The organism is Rhizobium sp. NPDC090279, from assembly GCF_044769665.1.
In the GTDB taxonomy this organism is placed as follows: domain Bacteria; phylum Pseudomonadota; class Alphaproteobacteria; order Rhizobiales; family Rhizobiaceae; genus Rhizobium.
Map to the genome: position 1 here is coordinate 25,941 of NZ_JBIVYI010000005.1, position 20,375 is coordinate 46,315.

A 20,375-nucleotide genomic window follows, 5' to 3' on the forward strand; every position below is an offset into this window, starting at 1 on the left:
GCTAAGCGGCGACCTCCCCCCTCAAGGGGGAGGTGGATCAATAAGGCGCCAGCACCGGCCCCATGCCGACATAGACGGTCTTCAATTCCGAATAATGTTCCAGCGCCGCCAGAGAGTTCTCGCGGCCGAAGCCGGATTGCTTGGAGCCGCCGAAGGGAATTTCCACCGGCGCGAGATTGTAGGCGTTGATCCACAGCGTGCCGGCCTCGAGCTGGTCGACGACGCGGTGGGCGCGGCTGAGATCGGCGGTGAACACGCCGCCGGAAAGGCCGAATTCGGTGGCATTGGCGCGGGCTATCACCTCGGCTTCGTCATCGAAATCGAGAACGCACATGACTGGCCCGAAGATTTCTTCGCGCGCGATCGTCATGTCGTCGGTGACGTCGGCAAAGACCGTCGGCTGGATGTAATAGCCTTCGCCGGAGACATTGTTCGGGATGCCGCCGCCAACCACCAGCGTCGCGCCCTCGGCCTTGCCCTTCTCGATATAGGCGAGCACCTTTTCGCGCTGCGCCCAGGAGACCATCGGGCCGATCTGCGTTGCCTCGTCCATCGGGTCGCCGATGAGCATGGCCTCGGTGCGGGTCTTCAGCCGCTTCAGGAATTCCGACTTGATCTTGCTGTTGACGAAGACGCGCGTGCCGTTCGAGCAGACCTGGCCGGTCGAATAGAAATTGCCGAGCATGGCGCCGCCGATGGCGCTGTCGATATCGGCGTCATCGAAGACGATCAGTGGCGACTTGCCGCCGAGCTCCATGGTGACATGCTTGAGGTTGCCAGCAGCAGAAGCCGCCACCTTGCGGCCCGTCGGCACCGAACCGGTCAGCGAAACCTTCGCGACATCGGGATGGTTGATCAGCAGCGGCCCGGTTTCCCGGTCGCCCTGGATGACGTTGTAAAGGCCTTTCGGCAGACCGGCCTCGATCAGGATTTCGGCGATCTTCAGCGCGCCGAGCGGCGTGTTTTCCGAGGGTTTGAACACCATGGCGTTGCCGGCGACGAGGGCCGGCGCACCCTTCCAGCAGGCGATCTGCTGCGGGTAGTTCCACGCGCCGATGCCGACGCAGACGCCGAGCGGCACGCGCTTGGTATAGGCGAAGTCGCCGCCGAGCGGGATGTAGGAGCCGTTGAGGCCGGCGGCCGCGATGCCGCCGAAGAATTCGAAGCTGTCGGCGCCCGACGTCGGGTCGGCGACGATGGTTTCCTGGATCGGCTTGCCCGTATCCAGCGTCTCCAGCTCTGAAAGCTCGCGGTTACGCTCGCGCATGATGTCGGCGGCGCGCTTCAGGATGCGTCCGCGAGCAGTGGGGCTCATGGCGGCCCATTCCGGTTGCGCACGCTTGGCGCTCGCGATTGCCTTTTCGACGATGGCGGGCGTTGCGGCGTGCAATCGCGCGATCACCTCGCCGGTTGCGGGATAGATGCTTTCGATAAGGGTGCCGTCGGTGTCCTCGACATACTCTCCGTCGATGAAATGCGAGGCTTTCGGTTGTGCGCGCATTATAGAACCCTCAATTCTTCGTAGGACACCATGACGTGCTCTTGAAAAGCAGGCCGCTCGGTCAGGTTTTCGTAATAGCGCTCCAGCCGCGGATGGGCGGGACGCTGGATGTCGATATCGAAATAGCGATAGAGAAGATGCCCGAATTGTATGTCGGCAAGCGTCAGATTATCGCCGGCCAGGAAGCGATGCCGTCCGAACTGCGACTCGGCGATGTCAAGCTTCGCAGCGAGCGCGGCAACCGCCGCAACGATCGCCTTCTCGTCCTTGAGAGCAGGGGCTGTGCGCACCACGCGCCAGAATATCGGGGCGGTGAAATTCAAGGCGATATTGATCTTCGCCCATTCCGCCCATTTGTCGATCTGGGCGCGATGACGCGCATCCTTCGGCCAGAATGCATCCTCACCATATTGCGTGGCGAGATAGCGCAGGATTGCCCCCGATTCCCACAAGGGTTCGCCATCGCCGTCGCGCAGCACCGGAACGGTGCCGTTCGGGTTCATTTCCAGGAACTCCGGCGTGTCGTTGACGCCGTAGGTGAAGCCGGCATCGATGCGCTCATAGGCAAGGCCGAGCTCGCCGATGCACCACATCAGCGCCTGCACGTTGGATGACGATTTGCGGCCCCAGACGGTCAGCATGCCCTCTACCCTTTCAGCGCGTTGAGGTGAGTGGTCAGATAATCCTCGGTGAGCGCGATCGACGCTTCGATGCTGATCGGCGCCGATCGCAGGCTCTGACGGATATAGAGCCCGTCGATCATCGCCGCGGCACCTTCAGCGATGCGCTCGGCATCCTCGGCCGGGCACAGCGTCTTGAGGTTGGCCAGTAGGTTCGACCGAAGCCGGCGTGCATAGATCACCAGAAAGCGGCGCGTCTCCTCCGAGCGCTGCGCCTCGGCATAGAAGGCGAGCCAGGCGGCAATCGTCTCCGGCGCGAACTGGTCGGCCTGGAAACTGACGCGGATGACGGCCGAGAGCTTTTCGCGTGGCTTTTTTGCCTCACGCAGGGCCGTCACCACGCTGTCGCGCAGCCGCTGTAGATGGACACGAACTGTCTCGATCAGCAGCTGTTCCTTGCTGCCGAAATAGTGATGCGCGAGAGCAGGAGAAACGCCGGCCTGCTTGGCGATTTCGGACATGGTGACGGTCAGCGAGCCGTGATCGCCGATCACCCGCATCGCGGCATCCACAAGCGCCTTGCGGCGCACCGGTTCCATTCCGACTTTCGGCATGCTTCAATCCCCAAGGCTGGAGATGAGTGTATTTTTGATTGACTGATCAATCAATAAAAAAATCACGTGCCGGGCGACCCACAGCGAAAAATCCGCAACCTCTTTCCGAGAAGCATTTCTGTGCCATACTTCCCCATAGGAGGAGGTGCAATCATGGTCGATATTCTTGATGAAGTTCCCCCATCCGCAATGCGCGACAAGTGGGGATGGTTTGTCGGGCTCGGCATATTGCTGCTGATCTGCGGCGGCATCGCGCTCGGCAATTTGTTCATCGCCACGGTGGCGTCGGTCTATTATGTCGGCATGCTGATGCTGATCGGCGGGATCGTGCATCTGGCCCATGCCTTTCAGGTGCGGGGATGGGAGCACATCGTGTTCTGGGTGCTCAGCGGCTTGCTCTACACGATTGCCGGTATCCTTGCCTTCACCAATCCGTTGTTGGCCTCCGAGGCATTGACCCTGTTTCTTGCCATCGCGCTGCTGGTTGCCGGCACGTTTCGCGTCTGGGTCGGCCGTAAGCTGAAGCCGGAGCGCGGTTGGATCTGGATCGTCATCAGTGGCCTTGCGACCGCTGTTGCCGGCATAGCCATCGCACTTGGCTGGCCGGTCAACAGTCTTTGGATTCTCGGGCTTTTCCTGGCCTTCGATCTGATCTTCCAGGGTTGGACATTGGTGGCATTCGGCCTCGTGCTCAGGCGGTAGGCGACCTCCCTAAAGGGGTAACGCACTGCTACTTTTTGACAAGGAGCGTGAGCGGCGGTACTCTTAAAGTCTTCGCCTAGTCAGGCGGAGAAGCGTTGAGTTGATGTAGCGACAGCACCTTCACCTGGAAGCACGCATGTCTGAGGACATGCCCTGAAGGCGCTGGTCGATTCCGCGGAGCATGCTTCCAGCCATATTTCCGCGTAGCAACGTCAAGGGAGGAATATCATGCCGATGGTAACGGTTTCCATCTCTCCGCTTCAGGCTGCCGGCATCCGGGCAGTGGTTGACACTGGCACCTATGCCTCGAGCAGCGAAGTCGTGCGGGAGGCCTTGCGCATGTGGGATGCCGCCCGCAAGCGGGGCGACATCTGCGATGTGCCGCACGCAGCCAACGACGGCGGCGAGACCAGCAGGAATGGTCGCTGCGTCGCCGACATGTTCGCCGATTACGAGGCGGAGAGGCACTCTAGCAACTAGCGCTGAAACGCGCTCGTCATGGTAGCTGTTCGGCTGCCCTGTGCTGATTTTTCGTTCCGACGAATGGTTAAGATTGCTTTACCATTCATGAAACTTTCACATGCGGGAAAGGTTTCGTTGACGCTTTATGGCGCATCTTGGGTTGAAAACGCGGTAAATCCAAAGTTTTACTTAAATAAATTAGATCAAAATCCGCAAGTGGAGATGGGCATGTCCCTGACTGCCGCAGTCGAACCGGGCGTATTGCGCCGATATGCCAGCGACCAGATCGTCACTCTCGCCAAGCTCGTGATCGAAAACGCATTTCAGCCGATCGTGGAGGCCGGCACCGGCGCTGTTTTTGGCTATGAATCCCTGATGCGCGGGCAGGAGCGCATCGGTTTCGACAGCCCGGTTGAGATACTCGACGAAGCCGAGCGCACCGGCCAGCTTCTCGGGCTGGAACAGATGGTCACCAGCCGGGCGCTTGCGAAATTTGCCACTCTGCCCAATACCGCTACCACGACCCTCTTCCTCAATCTGGATGTCCGGTTGATTGCGCAGGGCGCGATATTGGTCGACGGCCTGCTGCAGCATATGAGAAAGGCCGGCATTGCCCCTTCTTCCGTCTGCTTCGAGTTCTCCGAACGCTTCGACAATACCATCGTGCCCGAGTTCTCGGCACTGGTTGCCAAGATGCGCAATGCCGGTTTCAAGCTCGCCATCGACGACTTCGGCGTCGGTCGCGGCGAAATGAAGCTGCTGTCCGACTATCCGGTCGACTATCTGAAGATCGACCGTCATTTCATCGTCGATATCGACCGCAGCGCCCGCAAGCGCCACATCCTCAGGAATCTCGTCAATATCGCCCACGTCCTCGGCACGCGCGTCATCGCCGAGGGTATCGAGACCGAGGCGGAGTTCCTGACGTGCCGCGAATTCGGCGTCGATCTTGTCCAGGGCTGGTTCATTGCCCGGCCGACGGTGCTGGTCAACGAGCTCAAACCAGGCTTTCCGCACCTGCAGGATCTCGGCAAGACGGTGCGCAACAGCCAGTCGCTCGACGAAATCCTTATTCGCAAGCAGATCGAAGTGTTGCCGACCATCCGCGAAAGTGACAGCATCGATAGCGTCTTCGAGCTCTTCCGCCGCAATCCGCGCCGGGCCTATTTCCCGGTCGTCAACGCCAATGACGAGCCGCGTGGGATCATCCACGAATACCAGCTCAAGGAATACATCTATCAGCCCTTCGGCCGCGACCTCTTGAAGAACAAGGTCTACAAGCGCTCGATCTCGCATTTCGTCGAGATGGCGCCGATCGTCGGTCTTGATTCCGACGCCGATACGCTGATGGCGATTTTCGCCAACATGGAAAGCAGCGATTGCCTGATCGTCACCGAGGGCACGCATTATGCCGGCATCGTGTCGGCCGCCTCGCTGATCAAGGTCATCAACGAGAAGCAGCTGAAGATCGCCCAGGACCAGAATCCGCTGACCGGCCTGCCCGGCAACAGGGCGATCCACGATTTCATGCAGAGTGCCGGCCGGGACGGCGATGAGACCAGACATTTCTGCTATTGCGACTTCGACAATTTTAAGCCGTTCAACGATGCCTATGGCTTCCATCTCGGCGACCACGCGATTTCCTTGTTCGCAGCCCTGATGCGCCGCTATTTCTTTGCCGAGCGCCATTTCCTCGGCCATGTCGGCGGCGACGATTTCTTCATCGGCGTCACCGGCTGGAGCACGCAGGAGCTTCGCGAGGTTCTCGACCGGCTGCTTGCCGATTTCCATGCCGATGTCCTCGAACTCTATTCGGCGGAAGATCGTGCGGCCGGCCGCATTCGCGGCCATGATCGGGGCGGCGCCGAGGCGGAGTTTCCACTGATGCGTTGCTCGATCGGCATTCTGCAGCTGCCGGAAGGGTTGGTGATCGACAATATCAACCGCGTCAGCACATCCATCGCGGGCATCAAGGCCAAGGCCAAGGAAAGCAAAGCCGGCGTTGCATTCCTCGGCTTGGCCGAGACGAATTGACGCCCTCTGGCATGCGATCCTTTTCAAGCGCGCTAAGCTAAACTATCTCCATTGCTTCGCTGGGAGAGGAGATTGCGCCATGCCCGTGCCGTCTGAAATGCGTTTTGTGGATCTGCCGTCCTTTGGTGGACCTGAGGTCATGACCATCGCCCGCAGGCCCTTGCCGGTCTTGAAACCGGGCGAGATCTTAGTTCGCGTCGAGGCTGCCGGCGTCAACCGGCCCGATGTGGCGCAGCGTCAGGGCACCTATCCGCCGCCAAAGGACGCAAGCCCGATCCTGGGTCTCGAGATATCAGGCGAAGTCGTCGACGTTGCGCCCGGCGTGCGGGAGTTTGCGATCGGCAACAAGGTCTGCGGTCTTGCCAATGGCGGCGGTTATGCCGAATATTGCGTGCTTCCAGCCGGTCAGGCGCTCCGTTTTCCGAACGGCTATGATGCCGTGCGCGCCGCCGCCGTCCCCGAAACCTTCTTCACGGTATGGGCCAATCTCTTTCAGATGGCCGGCCTCACCGAAGGCGAAAGCGTGCTGATCCACGGTGGTTCCAGCGGCATCGGCACGACGGCGATCCAGCTTGCCCGCGCCTTCGGCGCGACGGTCTATACGACCGCCGGCTCGAAGGAGAAGTGCGAGGCTTGCGTCAAGCTCGGCGCCAAGCGGGCGATCAATTATAAGGAAGAGGATTTCGCCGAGGTCATCAAGGCGGAGACGGAACATGGTGTCGATATCGTCCTCGACATGATCGGCGCAGCCTATCTGGAGAAGAACCTCGCTTCCCTCGCACGCGATGGCTGCCTCTCGATCATTGCCTTCCTTGGCGGCGCGGTGGCGGAGAAGGCCAATCTGGCACCGATCATGGTCAAGCGCCTGACGGTGACAGGATCGACCATGCGTCCGCGCACGCCCGAGGAAAAGCGCGCCATTCGCGACGACCTTCTCTCCCAGGTCTGGCCGCTGCTCGACGAGGGCACGGTTGCCCCCGTCATCTATCGGACATTCTCTTTCGAGGATGTGGTCGAGGCGCACCGCCTGATGGAAACCAGCGACCATATCGGCAAGATCATGCTGAAGCTGGCTTGATCGTCAGCGACAGGGCGACGGCGATGAGGCCCGGCACGGCCATCAGCGCATAGAGCCAGGTCGCCGCGGAGAGGCCGCCGGCAATGCCGCCCGGATGGGTCAGGCCGGCGCCGTTGACGATGACGCCTGCGAGTGCGGCACCGAACGCGCCGCCGAGCGACTGCGTCATCGAGATCGCGGCCGACGCCTTGTCCTGTTCGGTTCTGCGGGCGATGCCGATGATCTTGGTCACCAGATGCGCCCAGCCGAGACCGACGCCGAAACCCATCAGGAACATGGCGACGACGGCAGGTGCAAACCTGGCGACGGTATCGAAGGGCGTGGTCGTCGCCAGGAACGGGATCAATGATGCGGTCGCGGCGGTTTCCAGAACGCAGCCGGCAACGATGGCCGCAACGGCCTGCCTGCCGGAAAACGAGGCGCTGAAGAAGGCGGCGATCGTCCAGCCCAGCGCAACGAGCGCGACGAGATAGCCGGAGACCAGTGGCGTGACACCGTGCAGGGTCTGCAGGAAGTAGGGAATGTAGATGTCGCTTGTCAGCACCATCATGGCCACGAACATCGTCAGATAGAGCCGCGAAATCGGATTGCCGAGCATGACGGCGCCATAGGGCAGAAGCCGTACGTCATTCTTGCGCTCGATCGTGACCATTGTCGCGACAAGCGCGATGGAAATTGCAATCAATAGCGCCTTGTATATTCCGTGTTCGACCGTACCGGCGATGCTGACGAACAGGACGGCGGTCAGCAGCAGCCCGATCTGCATAAGCGGTGTCCGCGTGTCGATCCGGTCATCCGCCACGTTTGGTAACAGCCGGCGCGCGGAGAGCGCCATGATGACGGTCAGTGGCACGAGGACGATGAAGGCCTCGCGCCATGCGCCTCCCGCGGCGAAGAGGCCGCCGAGCGTCGGGCCGAGCACCGTCGCCACTCCCCAGATGGCGGCATAGAGTGTGGAGGCCTTGCGCCACAACGCCTCCGGATAAACGAAACGGATGAAAGCGTAGGCTAGGCCGGATAACATGCCGGCGCCGTAGCCCTGGATGGCGCGGCCCGCGAGCAACACGGGCATCATCGGTGCGATGGCGCAGGCCAGGCTGCCGATGCCGAAGGTGAGCGCCGCCCCGATATAAACGGTACGCAGGCCCATGCCCTTCGGCCGCGTGGCAACGGTAATCGATCCAAGCACGCCGGCGGCGACGAAGAGCGTCGTCATCCATGAAAACAGTTCGAGGCCGCCAATATCCCGGACGATCGAGGGGGCGATCGTGGCGGTGATGTAGGATTCGACGGCATAGAGCGTGACGCCGCCGCCGAGCATCAGCGTCGCGGGCAGAAGTTTCGGCGAGAACAATGTGAAGACGGAGGACGACGGAGTGGGGGCAGTGTTTTCGATGCTGGACATCGGCAGATCCTCGGTATTTTCCCTAGCGGTTGATTATTTTCCAAGTTATAATTTGGAAAATTACATCCTTGTTGGATTAAAACAAGAGAAAACTTGGAAAAATGCGTCAGTCACCTGCCAATCGAATCCTGATCCTGTTGAAAACCGAGGGGCCGCAGCTGGCAGCAGCCGTCGGCGACGCGCTCGGCATATCGTCCGAGGCGGCTCGTCAGCAGCTGACGAAGATGGCGGAGGAGGGATTGGTCGAGCCGGTGGCGGAGGCTGCAGCCGGCCGGGGCAGGCCGCGTCAGTTCTGGCATCTGACGGCTGCCGGCAACCGGCAATTTCCCGACGGCCATGCCGACCTGACCGCGACGCTGCTTGCGACCATGGTCAGCCAGCTGGGGCAGGGTGCCGTGGATGCCGTGATTTCCGCCCGCGAAACGGAGACCCTTCGACGGTATCGCAGCGAGATCGACCTTGCGGCCGATCTGTCGTCGCGCGTCGCGAGCCTGGCTGCCATCCGCACGCAGGAAGGCTATATGGCCGATCACTGGCAGGACGATGATGGCTCGCTCATGCTGGTGGAGAATCACTGCCCCATCTGCGCCGCCGCATGTGCCTGCGCCGGCTTCTGCCGTTCCGAGCTGGAGACTTTCCGCGCGGTGCTCGGCGCGCAGGTCGAGCGGGAGGAACATATCCTTCTCGGCGCCCGGCGTTGCGCCTATAGGATTCGGCCGGCCGCCTGACCTATGGGCTTTTTGATGGCGGCGGCTGTCGCTGACGATTGGCAATTGCGGGTGCAGCGGCTATCACTGGCCATCTCGCAAATCAAAGGCTGCCTCCCGTCATGTCTAATCCCGTCTGCGTCGAAGTCACCCGTGGCAATCTGGTCGAAAGCCGCCATCGCGGCTCCGTCGTTGTCGTCGATGGCGATGGGAAGCTCGTCTTCTCGCTCGGCGATATCGAACGCGGCGTCTTTCCGCGCTCCGCCTGCAAGGCGATGCAGGCGCTGCCGCTGGTCGAAAGCGGTGCCGCGGACGCCTATGGCTTCGGCAACAAGGAGCTGGCGCTCGCCTGTTCCTCCCACAATGGCGAGGATGAGCATGTTGCGCTTGCCGCCGCGATGCTGGCAAGCGCCGGCCGCGATGTCGGCACGCTCGAATGCGGCGCGCATTGGTCTTCCGACCTGAAGACCGTGATCCATCAGGCCCGCACCATCGAGAAGCCGACGGCGCTGCATAACAATTGTTCCGGCAAGCATGCCGGCTTCGTCTGCGCCTGCTGTCATCAGGATATCGATCCCAAAGGCTACGTCGGTTATGACCATCCGCTGCAGCAGCAGATCCGTGGCGCCATGCAGAGCCTGACGGGTGCCGTTCTCGCCCATGACAATTGCGGAACCGACGGCTGCTCGATCCCGACCTACGCGGTGCCACTCAAGGGACTGGCGCACGGTTTTGCCAAGATGGCGACTGGCGCTGGCCTAGAGCCGTTGCGCGCCAAGGCATCGCGCCGGCTGTTCGAGGCCTGCATGGCCGAACCTTTTTATGTTGCCGGTACCGATCGCGCCTGCACGAAGCTGATGCAGATCGCGCCCGGCCGCATCTTCGTCAAGACCGGCGCCGAAGGCGTGTTTTGCGCTGCAATACCCGAGCAGGGCATCGCCATCGCGGTCAAGTGTGACGATGGCAACGGTCGCGCGGCCGAGGTCATGGTGGCTGCGACACTCGCCCGCTTCTTCGAGAAAGACGGCGCGGCTCATGCCGGCCTCATGGCGATGGCTGACAGATCCTTCAAGAACTGGAACGGCATCCATGTCGGCGATATCAGGCCGGCCTCTGCCCTGATGGCATAACTCTGCTTCAGCCTCCAGCTTATCGTGCTGGCACATGTTGCCGCACGATCCTGTATTCGTGCCAGATGAGGATCATGACCACGAGGTCGAAGACAGTGAGGACGATGAGTCCTATGCCGTGCGTGTCGGTGAAGCGGTAAAGCTGATAGGCGATGAAAAGCCCGAGCGCCACCAGCGATGCCGGATAGGCCCACATCTTGCCCCTGAGCAGGCCGATCACGAGCAGCACCTTCACCAGCCCATGGCTCAGCAGGTAATAGGCGTAGAAGTTCTTGGTGCCGACGGAGAAGTCCTGCGCCCAGGCGAGCAGATGCGTCGCGATGAAATCATGTGGGTCGTTGAGCAGCTCGGGCTGGGTGACCCTGTTCGCCAAACGAAGAATGGACTCGGTGCTGACGAGCGCGAGCACGATGCCGCCGAGGCATTCGATCAAGGCATGGGCACCTTTCAACAGGACGCTGATTTCGAAAAGCTGGTGAATGCGGCGTTCGTTCATGGGCGATCGTAACCTCGAGGACCTATTGAGGTAGGCTTGATCAGCGATGACCGCAAGGCGAGCCGCTGTCCGGTCGGGATAGAACCAATCTTCGACCGCATCATGATGACGGCAACGCAAATGGTCGTGCGGCTCTTGTTTTGCCAGCCGTTCGGTCTGCCGTCGTCAGGCCAGGAAGAGCGGAACCTCGCCATCCCGGTAAGGCGCCAGGCTTTCCTCGGAAACGTCGGAGGGTACGATCAGGCCGGAAACGCTCCCCATGGGCAGGATCTGGCATGGCGAGACTGCATCGAGCTTCTCGGGCGTCGCCAGCACATAGGTTTCCGCCGAGCATTGCGCGATATGCCGTTTGATGGCCGCCTCCTCGAAATCGCCGGTCGAAAAGCCGCGCGCCGGATGGATGGCGGTGACGCCGAGAAAGAAGATATCGGCCCTTATGGAGGCGATCGCCGCCATGGCGGCGGCACCCGTCGCCACCATCGAATGCTTGTAGAGCTTGCCGCCGATCAGGATCACCTCAGCCAAGGGATGATGCTCCAGTTCGCCTGATATCGTCGGGCTGTGGGTGACGACGGTGGCGGCAAGATCCTTCGGCAGCTGACGGGCAATTTCGGCATTCGTCGTGCCGCCGTCGAGGAACACGGTCTGGCCCGGCTTGATCATATTGGCAGCATAGGCGCCGAGCCGGCGTTTCGCATCGGATGAGAGCGCCTGTCGTGCGGTAAAATCCGGCAGTTCAGGCGCAAGCGGCAGCGCACCGCCATGCACCCGCTTCAGCAATTTCGCCGCCGCCATCTCCCGCAAGTCCCTCCGGATCGTGTCTTCGGAAAGATCGAGATCATCGGCCAGTGCCTTGGCGATCACCTGGCCGTCCCGGCGCAATCGATCGAGGATGAGGGCTTTGCGTTGGCTGGTCAGCATGTCGGTCCTTGCACGCTATCTCACGAAATATCGTGAATCTATCAGAATAGATTCGACATTCAAGAAAATATACGCATATTCGTGCAAATTCCTGCAGGATGCGGGAAGGAAAAGGAGACATGACATGTTGATCTTGATTGCGGGGCCGTATCGCTCCGGCACCGGCGATGATCCGAAGAAGATGGCCGAGAACCTCAAACGCCTGGAGGAACCGTCCTATGCCCTGTTCAAGGCCGGACATCTGCCAATGATCGGCGAATGGGTCGCTTTGCCGGTCTGGAACGCCGCCGGCGGCAAGAGCATCGGCGACAACCTCTATGAAGAAATCTTCCACCCGACGGCTGGCCGCCTGCTGCAGCTTTGCGAAGGCGTCCTGAGATTATCAGGCGATTCCAAGGGCGCCGACAATGATGTCCGCATCGCCCGCGAGCGCGGCATTCCCGTCTGGTACAGACTGGAAGACGTGCCCGGTTGCGCGTAAGCGCGCAGATCATTGCCGCACGACCCCTTCTCCCCCCGGGGAGAAGGTGCCGACAGGCGAATGAGGGGGGCAAACGCCTTGAACCCATCGGCTTTGCGCTCTTGGCATCCCCCTCATCCGACCCTTTGGGCCACCTTCTCCCCGAGGGGAGAAGGAGCATGCGGCGTTGGGGAGATGGGCATATCGGCCCGATCGATCAAAACCTTTTGTAGCGGCCATCAGCGTCAGCCCCTTCCGTATTGGCCGGCTTGCCTTTAGCTTCCCATGGACGCCAATCGAGGAACGGAACATGCTGACACTCTATTTCGCGCCTGGAAGCTGCGCGCTCGCCAGTCTGATCGCCCTGGAAGAGTCCGGTCTCGCCTATGAGCACCGTCGCCTCATCCTCGCCAATGGCGACCAACGCCAGCCCGACTATCTCGCCATCAACCCCAAAGGCCGCGTTCCCGCGCTGGTGACCGATCGGGGCGTCATCACGGAGAATATCGCGATCCAGGCCTATCTCGCCCAGATTGCGCCCGCCGCAAAGCTGGCACCGCTCGACGATCCCTTCGAATTTGCGCAGATGCAGGCCTTCAACAGCTATATTGCCTCGACCGTCCACATAAACCATTCACATAAGGCTCGCGGCGCCCGCTGGACCGACGATGCAGCCGCCATCGAGACCATGAAGGCCAAGGTGCCGCAGACCATGGCCGAAAGTTTCGCTTTGCTCGAAGACAAGATGCTTAGGGGACCGTGGGTGATGGGCGATCAGTATACCGTCGCCGACGGCTATCTCTTCACCATGGCGAAATGGCTGCCGGGAGACAATGTCGATCGCAGCCAGTTCGCGAAGGTGAGCGCCCACTACCAGCGCATGCTCGAGCGCCCGGCTGTCCAGAAAGCGCTCGCGATCGAAGAGGGCTGATCCCGTCAGTCGAACGTTGCCCGGAGCTTTTTCGGGGCGCGGTATTGCCACGCCTCGATCAGGCGCAATTGCAACTCCTCATCGCCGATCGCACCGATGCGCAGGGGCAGGGCGGGCCAGCCGACATAGTGATCGGTCTGGAAATAGATCTCCGGCGCCATTTCCATCAATTGTTCCTTGCGGTCGATCGGCAGCGACAGCACGATGGTTTCGTTATTCTTCACCGAGACGAAGGCTTTGCCGCCGACCTTGAAGGCCGGCAGGCCGTAATGCAGGCCAGGTTCCACCGCCGGCAGCCGGGCTTGAGCTATAAGCCGCTGCAATCGTTCCGCGATCGCGTCCATGTCGATGGTCGATGTCATGCTTGTGCGCTCGAGTAGGTTCCTCTTACGCACATTCTTCCGGCTGAACGATCCGCTTGTCCATGGGACGCCCGAGATTTTCCGGCATCAGCGGCAGGTCGGCCAATTCTTCCAGTGACATGGCGGCGAGCATGGGATGCTGCAAAGGATCGCTTTCCCGTTCACGATCCTCTTCCAGTAGATGACTAAAGAAAAGCTTCAAGATCGACATGAGATGCCTCCTTGGATCTCCGCATCGATGCAACCATGGCGGCATCAGCTGGCGAAGCGGCAGCGGTTTTCAATTCCATGCTGCAATAATCGCGCAAATTCCCGTTTTGCGCAATTGAGAATGACGAGATGCCGATATAGATATTCTACAATGAAAAACCTCAACCACGTTCATCTGAATGGTTTGCGCGCCCTTGAGGCGGTTGGCCGGCTGGGCTCGCTGCAGGCGGCGGCCGACGAACTTGGCGTGACGGTCGGCGCGGTGAGCCAGCAGGTCATCAAGGCCGAGGCGCAGCTCGGTCGGCCGCTGTTCGAGCGCACGCCCAAGGGCATGACGGTCACGGCATCGGGTCTCGCGGTACTGACGAGGCTTGGCGAAGGCTTTCAGGCGCTTTCGGCGGCAATCACGCTGGCGCAGCATAGGGATGAGAACATCCTCACCATTTCGGTCGCGCCGGTTTTTGCAGCCCGCTGGCTGGTGTACCGGCTTGATCGCTTCGCCGCCCGCCATCCGGACATCCGCCTGCGCATCGATGCCACCACGCGCCTGATCAATCCGGCGACGTCGGATGTCGATATCGGCATTCGGGTCGGCAGCGGGCAGTGGCCCGATGTCAAGTCCGAGCTGCTGCTGGCGCAGGAAGTCTTCCCGGTCGTCACGCCGCGGATCGCCGCCACATTGCGGGAGCCTACCGATCTCCTGAAAGTTCCCGCCGTCATCGACGGACACGCGATGTTCGGCTGGGAGGTGTGGCTGCGCAAGGCCGGGCTTTCGGGTCATTGCATGGAAGAGCGGCACATCTTCAACGACGCGTCGCTCTGCCTGGATGCGGCCATGGCCGGGCAGGGCGTGATGCTTGCCTGGCAGACGCTGGCCGCCTATGCGCTGGAGCAGAAATGCCTCGTCGATCCCTTCGGCATTCGCGCAAGCACCGGTTTCGGCCATTATTTCGTCACCGCCGAAGGTGTCCGCGAACCGAAGAAGGTCTCTGCCTTCAAGGCCTGGATACGCGAGGAAATGGAAGAGAGCATCCGTCTCTTCCAATAATCTTGTATCAGACCGGCTCCTTGCTGCGTGTCGCCTGCATCGCCTTGTAGGCGGCTCGCGACTGGCAGCGCTCGATCCACGCCTTCATCTTCGGCCTGTTGTCGAAGAGTTCCTGCTCGGTCTGGGCATAGCGCAGTACCTCGGCCAGGTTGAGGTCTGCCGCAGTGAAGCGATCGCCCAGGAGATAATCCTGATCTTGCAGATGCTTTTCCAGAACGTCGAGCGGCTTCTTTAGCGAGCGGCAAGCGACTGCGATCCCTGCCTTGCCCTGCTCGCTGTTTTCCTGGGCATTGTCGTAGATGCGGACGAGCGCGACGCTGTAGGGCTCGACTTCGGTCGCGGCCCACATCGTCCACATCGCCATAAGCCCTTCCTCTTCGACAGTCGTGCCGGCCAGCGGGCCGCCATATTTGCGCGCGAGATAGAGGTTGATGGCAAGCGATTCATGCAGGGCGAGATCGCTGTCCGTGATGCAGGGGATCATGCCCATCGGATTGACGGCCAGAAACTCCGGCGACAGGGTGTTGATCGGCGCATCGGCCGCGAGCGGATTGGCAAGCCGGCTGGCCTGGATCACGGGTACGGATTTGAACTCGATGCCGAGCTCCTCCGCCATCCAGTAATTGCGCGAGGCGCGCGAGCGATAGACACCATAGATCGTCAGCATGAATGCCTCCTATTTTCGAGTCGGCGCGACATTATGAGGCTCACCGGAAGAGTAAAAGACCCTACCGCTGATATCTCGATGAAAGCTTGTGATGAGTGGTCGCGCACCTGGCTCTGCAAGCACGAAAATATCGGGCACTTCCCGAATTCTTTGCAAAACATGCTGTTGACGCCCAGCCTTCGTTCGGAAATTAGCCATGGCGCATGTTAGGGTTCCATCAAGGTTTTCATCGGATGCGGCAGGAGGCATCCGGCGAAAGGATATGCGCAATCGGTCGCTGCGATCTCGGGAGGAGAGCAGATGCTTGCAACCAGTGTATCGCTGGACGACAAATACACGGCTGAGGACGGCCGCGTCTTCATGACCGGCCTGCAGGCGCTGGTGCGGTTGCCCATGACGCAGATGCGCCGTGACCGCGCCGCCGGCCTCAATACGGCGGCCTTTATTTCGGGCTATCGCGGCTCGCCGCTCGGCGGCTATGATCAGCAGCTTCTGAAAGCGCAGACTTACCTCAACGCCCATGATGTCACGTTCCAGCCCGGCATCAACGAAGACCTTGCGGCAACGGCGGTCTGGGGTTCGCAGCAGGTCGGTCTTTCCCCCGGCGCCCGCAAGGATGGCGTGCTCGGCATCTGGTACGGCAAGGGCCCCGGCGTCGATCGTTCCGGCGACGTGCTGAAGCACGGCAATGCCGCCGGTACCGCCAAGCATGGCGGTGTCCTCTGTTTTGCTGGCGACGATCACTCCGCCAAATCCTCGACCATTCCGCATCAGACCGACCATGAATTCATGTCGGCGGTCATGCCGGTCATCTATCCCTCGTCCATCCACGAATTCCTGGAATACGGCCTGCTCGGCATCGCCATGTCGCGCTATTCGGGCTGCTGGGTCGGCATGAAATTCATCGCCGACACGGTCGAGACGACGGCAGCCGTCGATCTCTCTGGCGAACGGCGGCAATTCGTCCTGCCTGCTGATTTCGAGATGCCTCCCGGCGGCCTCAACCTGCGCTGGCCTGATCCACCGCTGATGCAGGACGACCGCCTGCAGAATTACAAGGCCTATGCGGCCATCGCCTTTGCCCGCGCCAATCGCGTCGATGAAATCACCCATGACGTGCCCAACGCCCGCTTCGGCATCATCTCCTCCGGCAAGGCCTATGAGGACGTGCTGCAGGCATTGCGCGAGCTTGAGATCGGACCGAGCGAAATGGCTGATATCGGCCTGCGCATCCTCAAGGTGCGCATGCCCTGGCCGCTGGAGCCGGAGGCCGTCCGGCATTTCTCCGAGGGGCTGGACGAGGTTCTCGTCGTCGAGGAGCGGCGCGAGATCATCGAGAACCAGATCAAGCAGCAGCTGTTCAACTGGCGTGCAGACGTCCGCCCGCGCATCGTCGGCAAGTTCGACGAGCACGACAAACCCTACCTCAGCCTGTCCTCGGCACTGACCGTCGGCGCGGTCGCCAGAGCCATCGCCGGACGCATCGTCAAGCTCGATCTCGATCAGGGCCTGCATGACCGCATCGCCGCAAAGCTCGCTTATCTCGCCGAGCGCGGCCAGATCAGCCGCAGCCATGTCGCGCCGCTGAACCGTACGCCGTTCTTCTGTTCCGGCTGTCCGCACAATACGTCCACCCGCGTCCCGGAAGGCAGCCGCGCCATTGCCGGGATCGGCTGCCACTACATGGCGACCTGGATGGACCGCAACACCGAGACCTTCACGCAGATGGGCGGTGAAGGCGTGCCGTGGACGGCGATCGCCCGCTACACCGACGAAAAGCATATGTTCGTCAATCTTGGCGACGGCACCTATTTCCACTCTGGCATTCTCGCCGTCCGCCAGTCCGTCGCCGCCAAGGTCAACGTCACCTACAAGCTGCTCTATAACGACGCCGTCGCCATGACCGGCGGCCAGCAGATCGACGGCCATCTGACGCCGCAGCTGGTGACCAAGCAGCTGCACGATGAAGGCGTGAAGCCGATCTATCTTCTGTCTGATCGTCCCGATGCCTATAGCGCTTCCGAGCTGGCGCCGGGCGTCAAGGTGCTGCATCGCGATCATATCGATCGGGTGATGCTGACGTTGCGCGACACCGAGGGCTGCTCGGCGATCGTCTACGTGCAGACCTGTGCGGCCGAGAAGCGTCGCCGCCGCAGCCGTGGTCTAATGGAAGACCCGGCCAAGCGCGTCTTCATCAACAAGGCCGTTTGCGAGGGCTGCGGTGATTGTTCCGTGCAATCCAACTGCATCTCCGTCGAGCCGCTGGAGACGGAATTCGGCCGCAAGCGCCAGATCAACCAGTCGAGCTGCAACAAGGACTTTTCCTGCGTCAAAGGCTTCTGCCCATCCTTCGTGACGGTGCATGGCGGCAAGCGCCGCAAGCGGAAAGCGCGTGACCATGCGGATATCGAAGTGCCGATGCCGGAGATTCCCGTCATCGCCGATCGCCCCTGGAATATCGCCATTGCCGGCGTCGGCGGCACCGGTATTCTGACTGTCGGCGCCATCCTTGGCATGGCCGCGCATCTCGACGGCAAGGTGCCGATGATCCTCGACATGGCCGGCCTTGCCCAGAAGGGAGGCGCGGTCATGAGCCACCTGCGCATCGGCCTTAATCAGGCCGATGTCACCTCGTCGCGCATCGTCAATGGCGGTGCGGACCTGCTGCTATCAGCCGACGAGGTGGTCGGCGCCTCCAAGGATGCGATCACGCTCTGCTCGTCCGCGCGCACCACTGCCATCGTCAATACCGGCCTGATGCCGGTTGCCGATTTCGTCCGCAATCGCGATTTCGATTTCAAGACCGGCTCGGTGCAGCATACGATCGCCAAGACCGTCAGCGACAGGTCCGTCTTCCTCGATTTCGGCCGTGTCGCGACCGAGGTAACCGGCGATGCCATATCGACCAATATCCTGCTGACCGGCTTTGCCTGGCAGCGCGGTCTGCTGCCGCTGTCGCTGGAGGCGATCGAAAAGGCGATCGAACTCAACGGCGTGGCCGTCAAGTCGAGCCTCTCCGCCTTTCAGTGGGGCAGGCTTCTGGCGCATGATCCGCGGGCGGTGCATGCCATGATGGCCGGGCCGGATGTTGGCAAGACATTGTCAGACATGAGCCTCGATGAGCTCATCGAGCATCGCAAGGCGCACTTGACGGCCTATCAGGACGCAGCCCTTGCCAACCGCTACGCCGCCTTCGTCGCCCATGCCAACGCCTTGGCCACGCGAGAACGCTTGTCCGACAAGGTGCCTTTTGCCGTTGCCGTCACCTATGCGCGGGTTCTGGCCTACAAGGATGAATACGAGGTCGCCCGGCTTCTGACCGACCCCGCCTTTGCGGCGAATCTGCGGGACGAAATGGAAGGCGATTTCAAACTGGCCTTCAATCTTGCCCCGCCCATCCTCGGTGGCAAGGACCCGAATGGCCGGCCGAAGAAGCGCGAATTCGGTGCCTGGATTCTGCCTGTCCTGCGCGCGCTTGCGCCGATGAAGCGGCTGCGCGGCACCGCTCTCGATCCCTTTGGCTATACGGCCGAGCGCCGGGCGGAGCGTCGCCTGATCGCCGACTACGAAGGGATTGCCGAGCGCGTCCTTGTCGGCCTGCGCCAGGACAACGAGGCCGAGGCTCTTGCCATCCTCTCATTGTTTGATGAGATAAGAGGCTTCGGTCCGGTGAAGGAGGACGCCGCCCACAAGATCATGGCAAGGATCTCCGACAAGCTGAGGACTTACGAAGCGCCGCGGGAGAAGCAGCATGTGCCTGCCGATGCGGCATGACGAACACGGCAGACGCTTGAAGCGGGCATAAAGAGATATACGTTCACAAGGATCGGTTGTTCGGGAAGGCCGGGAGGAGAAACAGAATGTTTGCAGGGGGATTGAACTTCGCGCTGGGAGAGGACATCGACGCACTGCGCGAGCAGGTGCGCCGTTTCGCTGCCAACCGCATCGCGCCGTTTGCCGACGAGATCGATCGCAACAACGCTTTCCCGATGCATCTATGGCGGGAGATGGGCGATCTCGGCCTGCTCGGGATCACCGTCGACGACGCCTTTGGCGGCTCCGGCCTCGGCTATCTCGCCCATACGGTCGCGATGGAGGAAATCAGCCGCGCGTCGGCCTCCGTCGGCCTGAGTTATGGCGCCCATTCCAACCTCTGCGTCAACCAGATCCACCGCAACGGCACGACGGCGCAAAAGGAGCGCTATCTGCCGAAGCTGGTATCAGGCGAGCATGTCGGTGCATTGGCGATGTCGGAACCGGGCGCCGGCTCCGACGTCGTCTCCATGAAGCTGCATGCCGAAAAGCGCGGCTCGCACTATGTGCTCAACGGCAGCAAGATGTGGATCACCAATGGCCCCGATGCCGATGTCCTCGTCGTCTACGCCAAGACTTCGCCGGACGCCGGCCCGCGAGGGATCACCGCCTTCCTGGTCGAAAAGGGTTTTGCGGGTTTCTCCGTCGGCCAGAAGCTCGACAAGCTCGGCATGCGCGGCTCGAACACCTCGGAACTGATCTTCATGGATTGCGAAGTGCCCGAGGAGAATGTTCTGGGTCACGTCGATGGCGGCGTTCGCGTGCTGATGTCGGGTCTCGATTACGAGCGCGTCGTGCTGTCTGGCGGTCCCGTCGGCATCATGGCCGCCTGCATGGATGTGGTGCTGCCCTACATGCATGAGCGCAAGCAGTTCGGTCAGTCGATCGGCGAATTCCAGCTGATGCAGGGCAAGCTTGCCGACATGTATGTCACCATGAACGCCGCGCGCGCCTATGTCTATGCGGTTGCTGCCGCTTGCGATCGCGGCGAGACCACGCGCAAGGATGCGGCTGGCTGTATTCTTTACTCGGCCGAAAAGGCGACTTCGCTGGCGCTCGAATGCATCCAGGCGCTCGGCGGCAACGGCTACACCAATGATTATCCTGCCGGACGGCTACTGCGCGACGCCAAGCTCTATGAGATTGGCGCGGGTACCTCCGAAATCCGGCGCATGCTGATCGGCCGCGAATTGTTCGGCGAAACGGCCTGATTT

20 protein-coding genes are annotated in these 20,375 nt (G+C 61.3%); 11 read left to right on the forward strand and 9 right to left on the reverse strand.

Features of this window, described 5'->3' with window-relative positions:
- Positions 1-37: 37 nt before the first annotated feature.
- Genes betB through betI form a run of 3 tightly spaced genes read right to left on the reverse strand, consistent with a single transcriptional unit; the run spans position 38 to position 2,735 of the window.
- On the reverse strand, positions 38-1,501 hold the full coding sequence (gene betB / locus ACIQWP_RS13340; protein ID WP_402787680.1) for a betaine-aldehyde dehydrogenase: 1,464 nt from the start codon (positions 1,499-1,501) through the stop codon (positions 38-40).
- A complete protein-coding gene (locus ACIQWP_RS13345) occupies positions 1,501-2,142 on the reverse strand; it encodes a glutathione S-transferase family protein (protein WP_402787683.1) in 642 nt (213 codons plus the stop codon). Before ACIQWP_RS13345 ends, betB begins: the two co-directional genes overlap by 1 nt.
- Before the next feature lie 5 nt (positions 2,143-2,147).
- On the reverse strand, positions 2,148-2,735 hold the full coding sequence (betI, locus tag ACIQWP_RS13350; RefSeq protein ID WP_402787686.1) for a transcriptional regulator BetI: 588 nt from the start codon (positions 2,733-2,735) through the stop codon (positions 2,148-2,150).
- Between the two features lie 153 nt (positions 2,736-2,888).
- On the opposite strand from betI, the gene ACIQWP_RS13355 reads away from it, so the two are divergent.
- The 4 genes from ACIQWP_RS13355 to ACIQWP_RS13370 all read left to right on the forward strand — a co-directional run bounded on the left by ACIQWP_RS13355 (position 2,889) and on the right by ACIQWP_RS13370 (position 7,011).
- Positions 2,889-3,437 (forward strand): HdeD family acid-resistance protein, encoded by a 549-nt coding sequence (locus ACIQWP_RS13355; RefSeq protein ID WP_402787689.1) that lies wholly within the window; start codon positions 2,889-2,891, stop codon positions 3,435-3,437.
- Between the two features lie 228 nt (positions 3,438-3,665).
- A complete protein-coding gene (locus ACIQWP_RS13360) occupies positions 3,666-3,917 on the forward strand; it encodes a type II toxin-antitoxin system ParD family antitoxin (protein WP_402787692.1) in 252 nt (83 codons plus the stop codon).
- Between the two features lie 210 nt (positions 3,918-4,127).
- Positions 4,128-5,933, forward strand: a complete 1,806-nt coding sequence (locus tag ACIQWP_RS13365) for a GGDEF domain-containing protein (RefSeq protein WP_402787695.1) — start codon at positions 4,128-4,130, stop codon at positions 5,931-5,933.
- 79 nt (positions 5,934-6,012) lie between these two features.
- Complete coding sequence (locus ACIQWP_RS13370; RefSeq protein WP_402787698.1) at positions 6,013-7,011, forward strand: NAD(P)H-quinone oxidoreductase; 999 nt, start codon at positions 6,013-6,015, stop codon at positions 7,009-7,011.
- On the opposite strand, the gene ACIQWP_RS13375 is transcribed toward ACIQWP_RS13370, so the two are convergent.
- A complete protein-coding gene (locus tag ACIQWP_RS13375; protein WP_402787701.1) occupies positions 6,992-8,416 on the reverse strand; it encodes an MFS transporter in 1,425 nt (474 codons plus the stop codon). The two genes, ACIQWP_RS13370 and ACIQWP_RS13375, sit on opposite strands and share 20 nt — an antisense overlap.
- A gap of 101 nt (positions 8,417-8,517) precedes the next feature.
- On the opposite strand from ACIQWP_RS13375, the gene ACIQWP_RS13380 reads away from it, so the two are divergent.
- A complete protein-coding gene (locus ACIQWP_RS13380; RefSeq protein ID WP_402787705.1) occupies positions 8,518-9,144 on the forward strand; it encodes a helix-turn-helix transcriptional regulator in 627 nt (208 codons plus the stop codon).
- A gap of 101 nt (positions 9,145-9,245) precedes the next feature.
- Positions 9,246-10,253, forward strand: a complete 1,008-nt coding sequence (locus tag ACIQWP_RS13385) for an asparaginase (protein WP_402787708.1) — start codon at positions 9,246-9,248, stop codon at positions 10,251-10,253.
- A gap of 19 nt (positions 10,254-10,272) precedes the next feature.
- On the opposite strand, the gene ACIQWP_RS13390 is transcribed toward ACIQWP_RS13385, so the two are convergent.
- Both ACIQWP_RS13390 and ACIQWP_RS13395 read right to left on the reverse strand, forming a co-directional pair.
- Entirely contained in the window at positions 10,273-10,749 is a 477-nt protein-coding gene (locus ACIQWP_RS13390) for a DUF2127 domain-containing protein (protein ID WP_402787711.1), read from the reverse strand.
- 165 nt (positions 10,750-10,914) lie between these two features.
- The gene (locus ACIQWP_RS13395) at positions 10,915-11,670 is read right to left on the reverse strand and encodes a DeoR/GlpR family DNA-binding transcription regulator (RefSeq protein WP_402787714.1); all 756 of its coding nucleotides are present in this window, start codon (positions 11,668-11,670) and stop codon (positions 10,915-10,917) included.
- 124 nt (positions 11,671-11,794) lie between these two features.
- Here ACIQWP_RS13395 and ACIQWP_RS13400 point away from each other — a divergent pair, with 124 nt between their 5' ends.
- Both ACIQWP_RS13400 and ACIQWP_RS13405 read left to right on the forward strand, forming a co-directional pair.
- Complete coding sequence (locus ACIQWP_RS13400) at positions 11,795-12,151, forward strand: DUF4406 domain-containing protein (RefSeq protein ID WP_402787717.1); 357 nt, start codon at positions 11,795-11,797, stop codon at positions 12,149-12,151.
- Positions 12,152-12,440: 289 nt separating this feature from the next.
- Positions 12,441-13,061 carry a glutathione S-transferase family protein gene (locus ACIQWP_RS13405; RefSeq protein WP_402787720.1) on the forward strand — a complete coding sequence of 207 codons (621 nt, stop codon included), beginning with the start codon at positions 12,441-12,443 and terminating at the stop codon, positions 13,059-13,061.
- 5 nt (positions 13,062-13,066) lie between these two features.
- On the opposite strand, the gene ACIQWP_RS13410 is transcribed toward ACIQWP_RS13405, so the two are convergent.
- Together ACIQWP_RS13410 and ACIQWP_RS13415 are read right to left on the reverse strand one after the other, a co-directional pair.
- Positions 13,067-13,423, reverse strand: a complete 357-nt coding sequence (locus ACIQWP_RS13410) for an MmcQ/YjbR family DNA-binding protein (protein ID WP_402787723.1) — start codon at positions 13,421-13,423, stop codon at positions 13,067-13,069.
- 25 nt (positions 13,424-13,448) lie between these two features.
- The gene (locus ACIQWP_RS13415; RefSeq protein ID WP_402787726.1) at positions 13,449-13,634 is read right to left on the reverse strand and encodes a hypothetical protein; all 186 of its coding nucleotides are present in this window, start codon (positions 13,632-13,634) and stop codon (positions 13,449-13,451) included.
- Between the two features lie 150 nt (positions 13,635-13,784).
- Here ACIQWP_RS13415 and ACIQWP_RS13420 point away from each other — a divergent pair, with 150 nt between their 5' ends.
- Positions 13,785-14,681 (forward strand): LysR substrate-binding domain-containing protein, encoded by an 897-nt coding sequence (locus ACIQWP_RS13420; RefSeq protein WP_402787729.1) that lies wholly within the window; start codon positions 13,785-13,787, stop codon positions 14,679-14,681.
- A 7-nt stretch (positions 14,682-14,688) separates the two neighbouring features.
- Here ACIQWP_RS13420 and ACIQWP_RS13425 read toward each other — a convergent pair whose 3' ends face one another.
- Complete coding sequence (locus ACIQWP_RS13425; protein WP_402787732.1) at positions 14,689-15,348, reverse strand: glutathione S-transferase family protein; 660 nt, start codon at positions 15,346-15,348, stop codon at positions 14,689-14,691.
- Between the two features lie 282 nt (positions 15,349-15,630).
- Between ACIQWP_RS13425 and ACIQWP_RS13430 the strand changes: the two genes are divergently transcribed.
- Positions 15,631-19,122, forward strand: a complete 3,492-nt coding sequence (locus tag ACIQWP_RS13430) for an indolepyruvate ferredoxin oxidoreductase family protein (protein ID WP_402788718.1) — start codon at positions 15,631-15,633, stop codon at positions 19,120-19,122.
- 86 nt (positions 19,123-19,208) lie between these two features.
- Positions 19,209-20,372, forward strand: coding sequence for an isovaleryl-CoA dehydrogenase (locus tag ACIQWP_RS13435; RefSeq protein WP_402787735.1), 1,164 nt, complete (start codon positions 19,209-19,211; stop codon positions 20,370-20,372).
- Positions 20,373-20,375 lie beyond the last annotated feature (3 nt).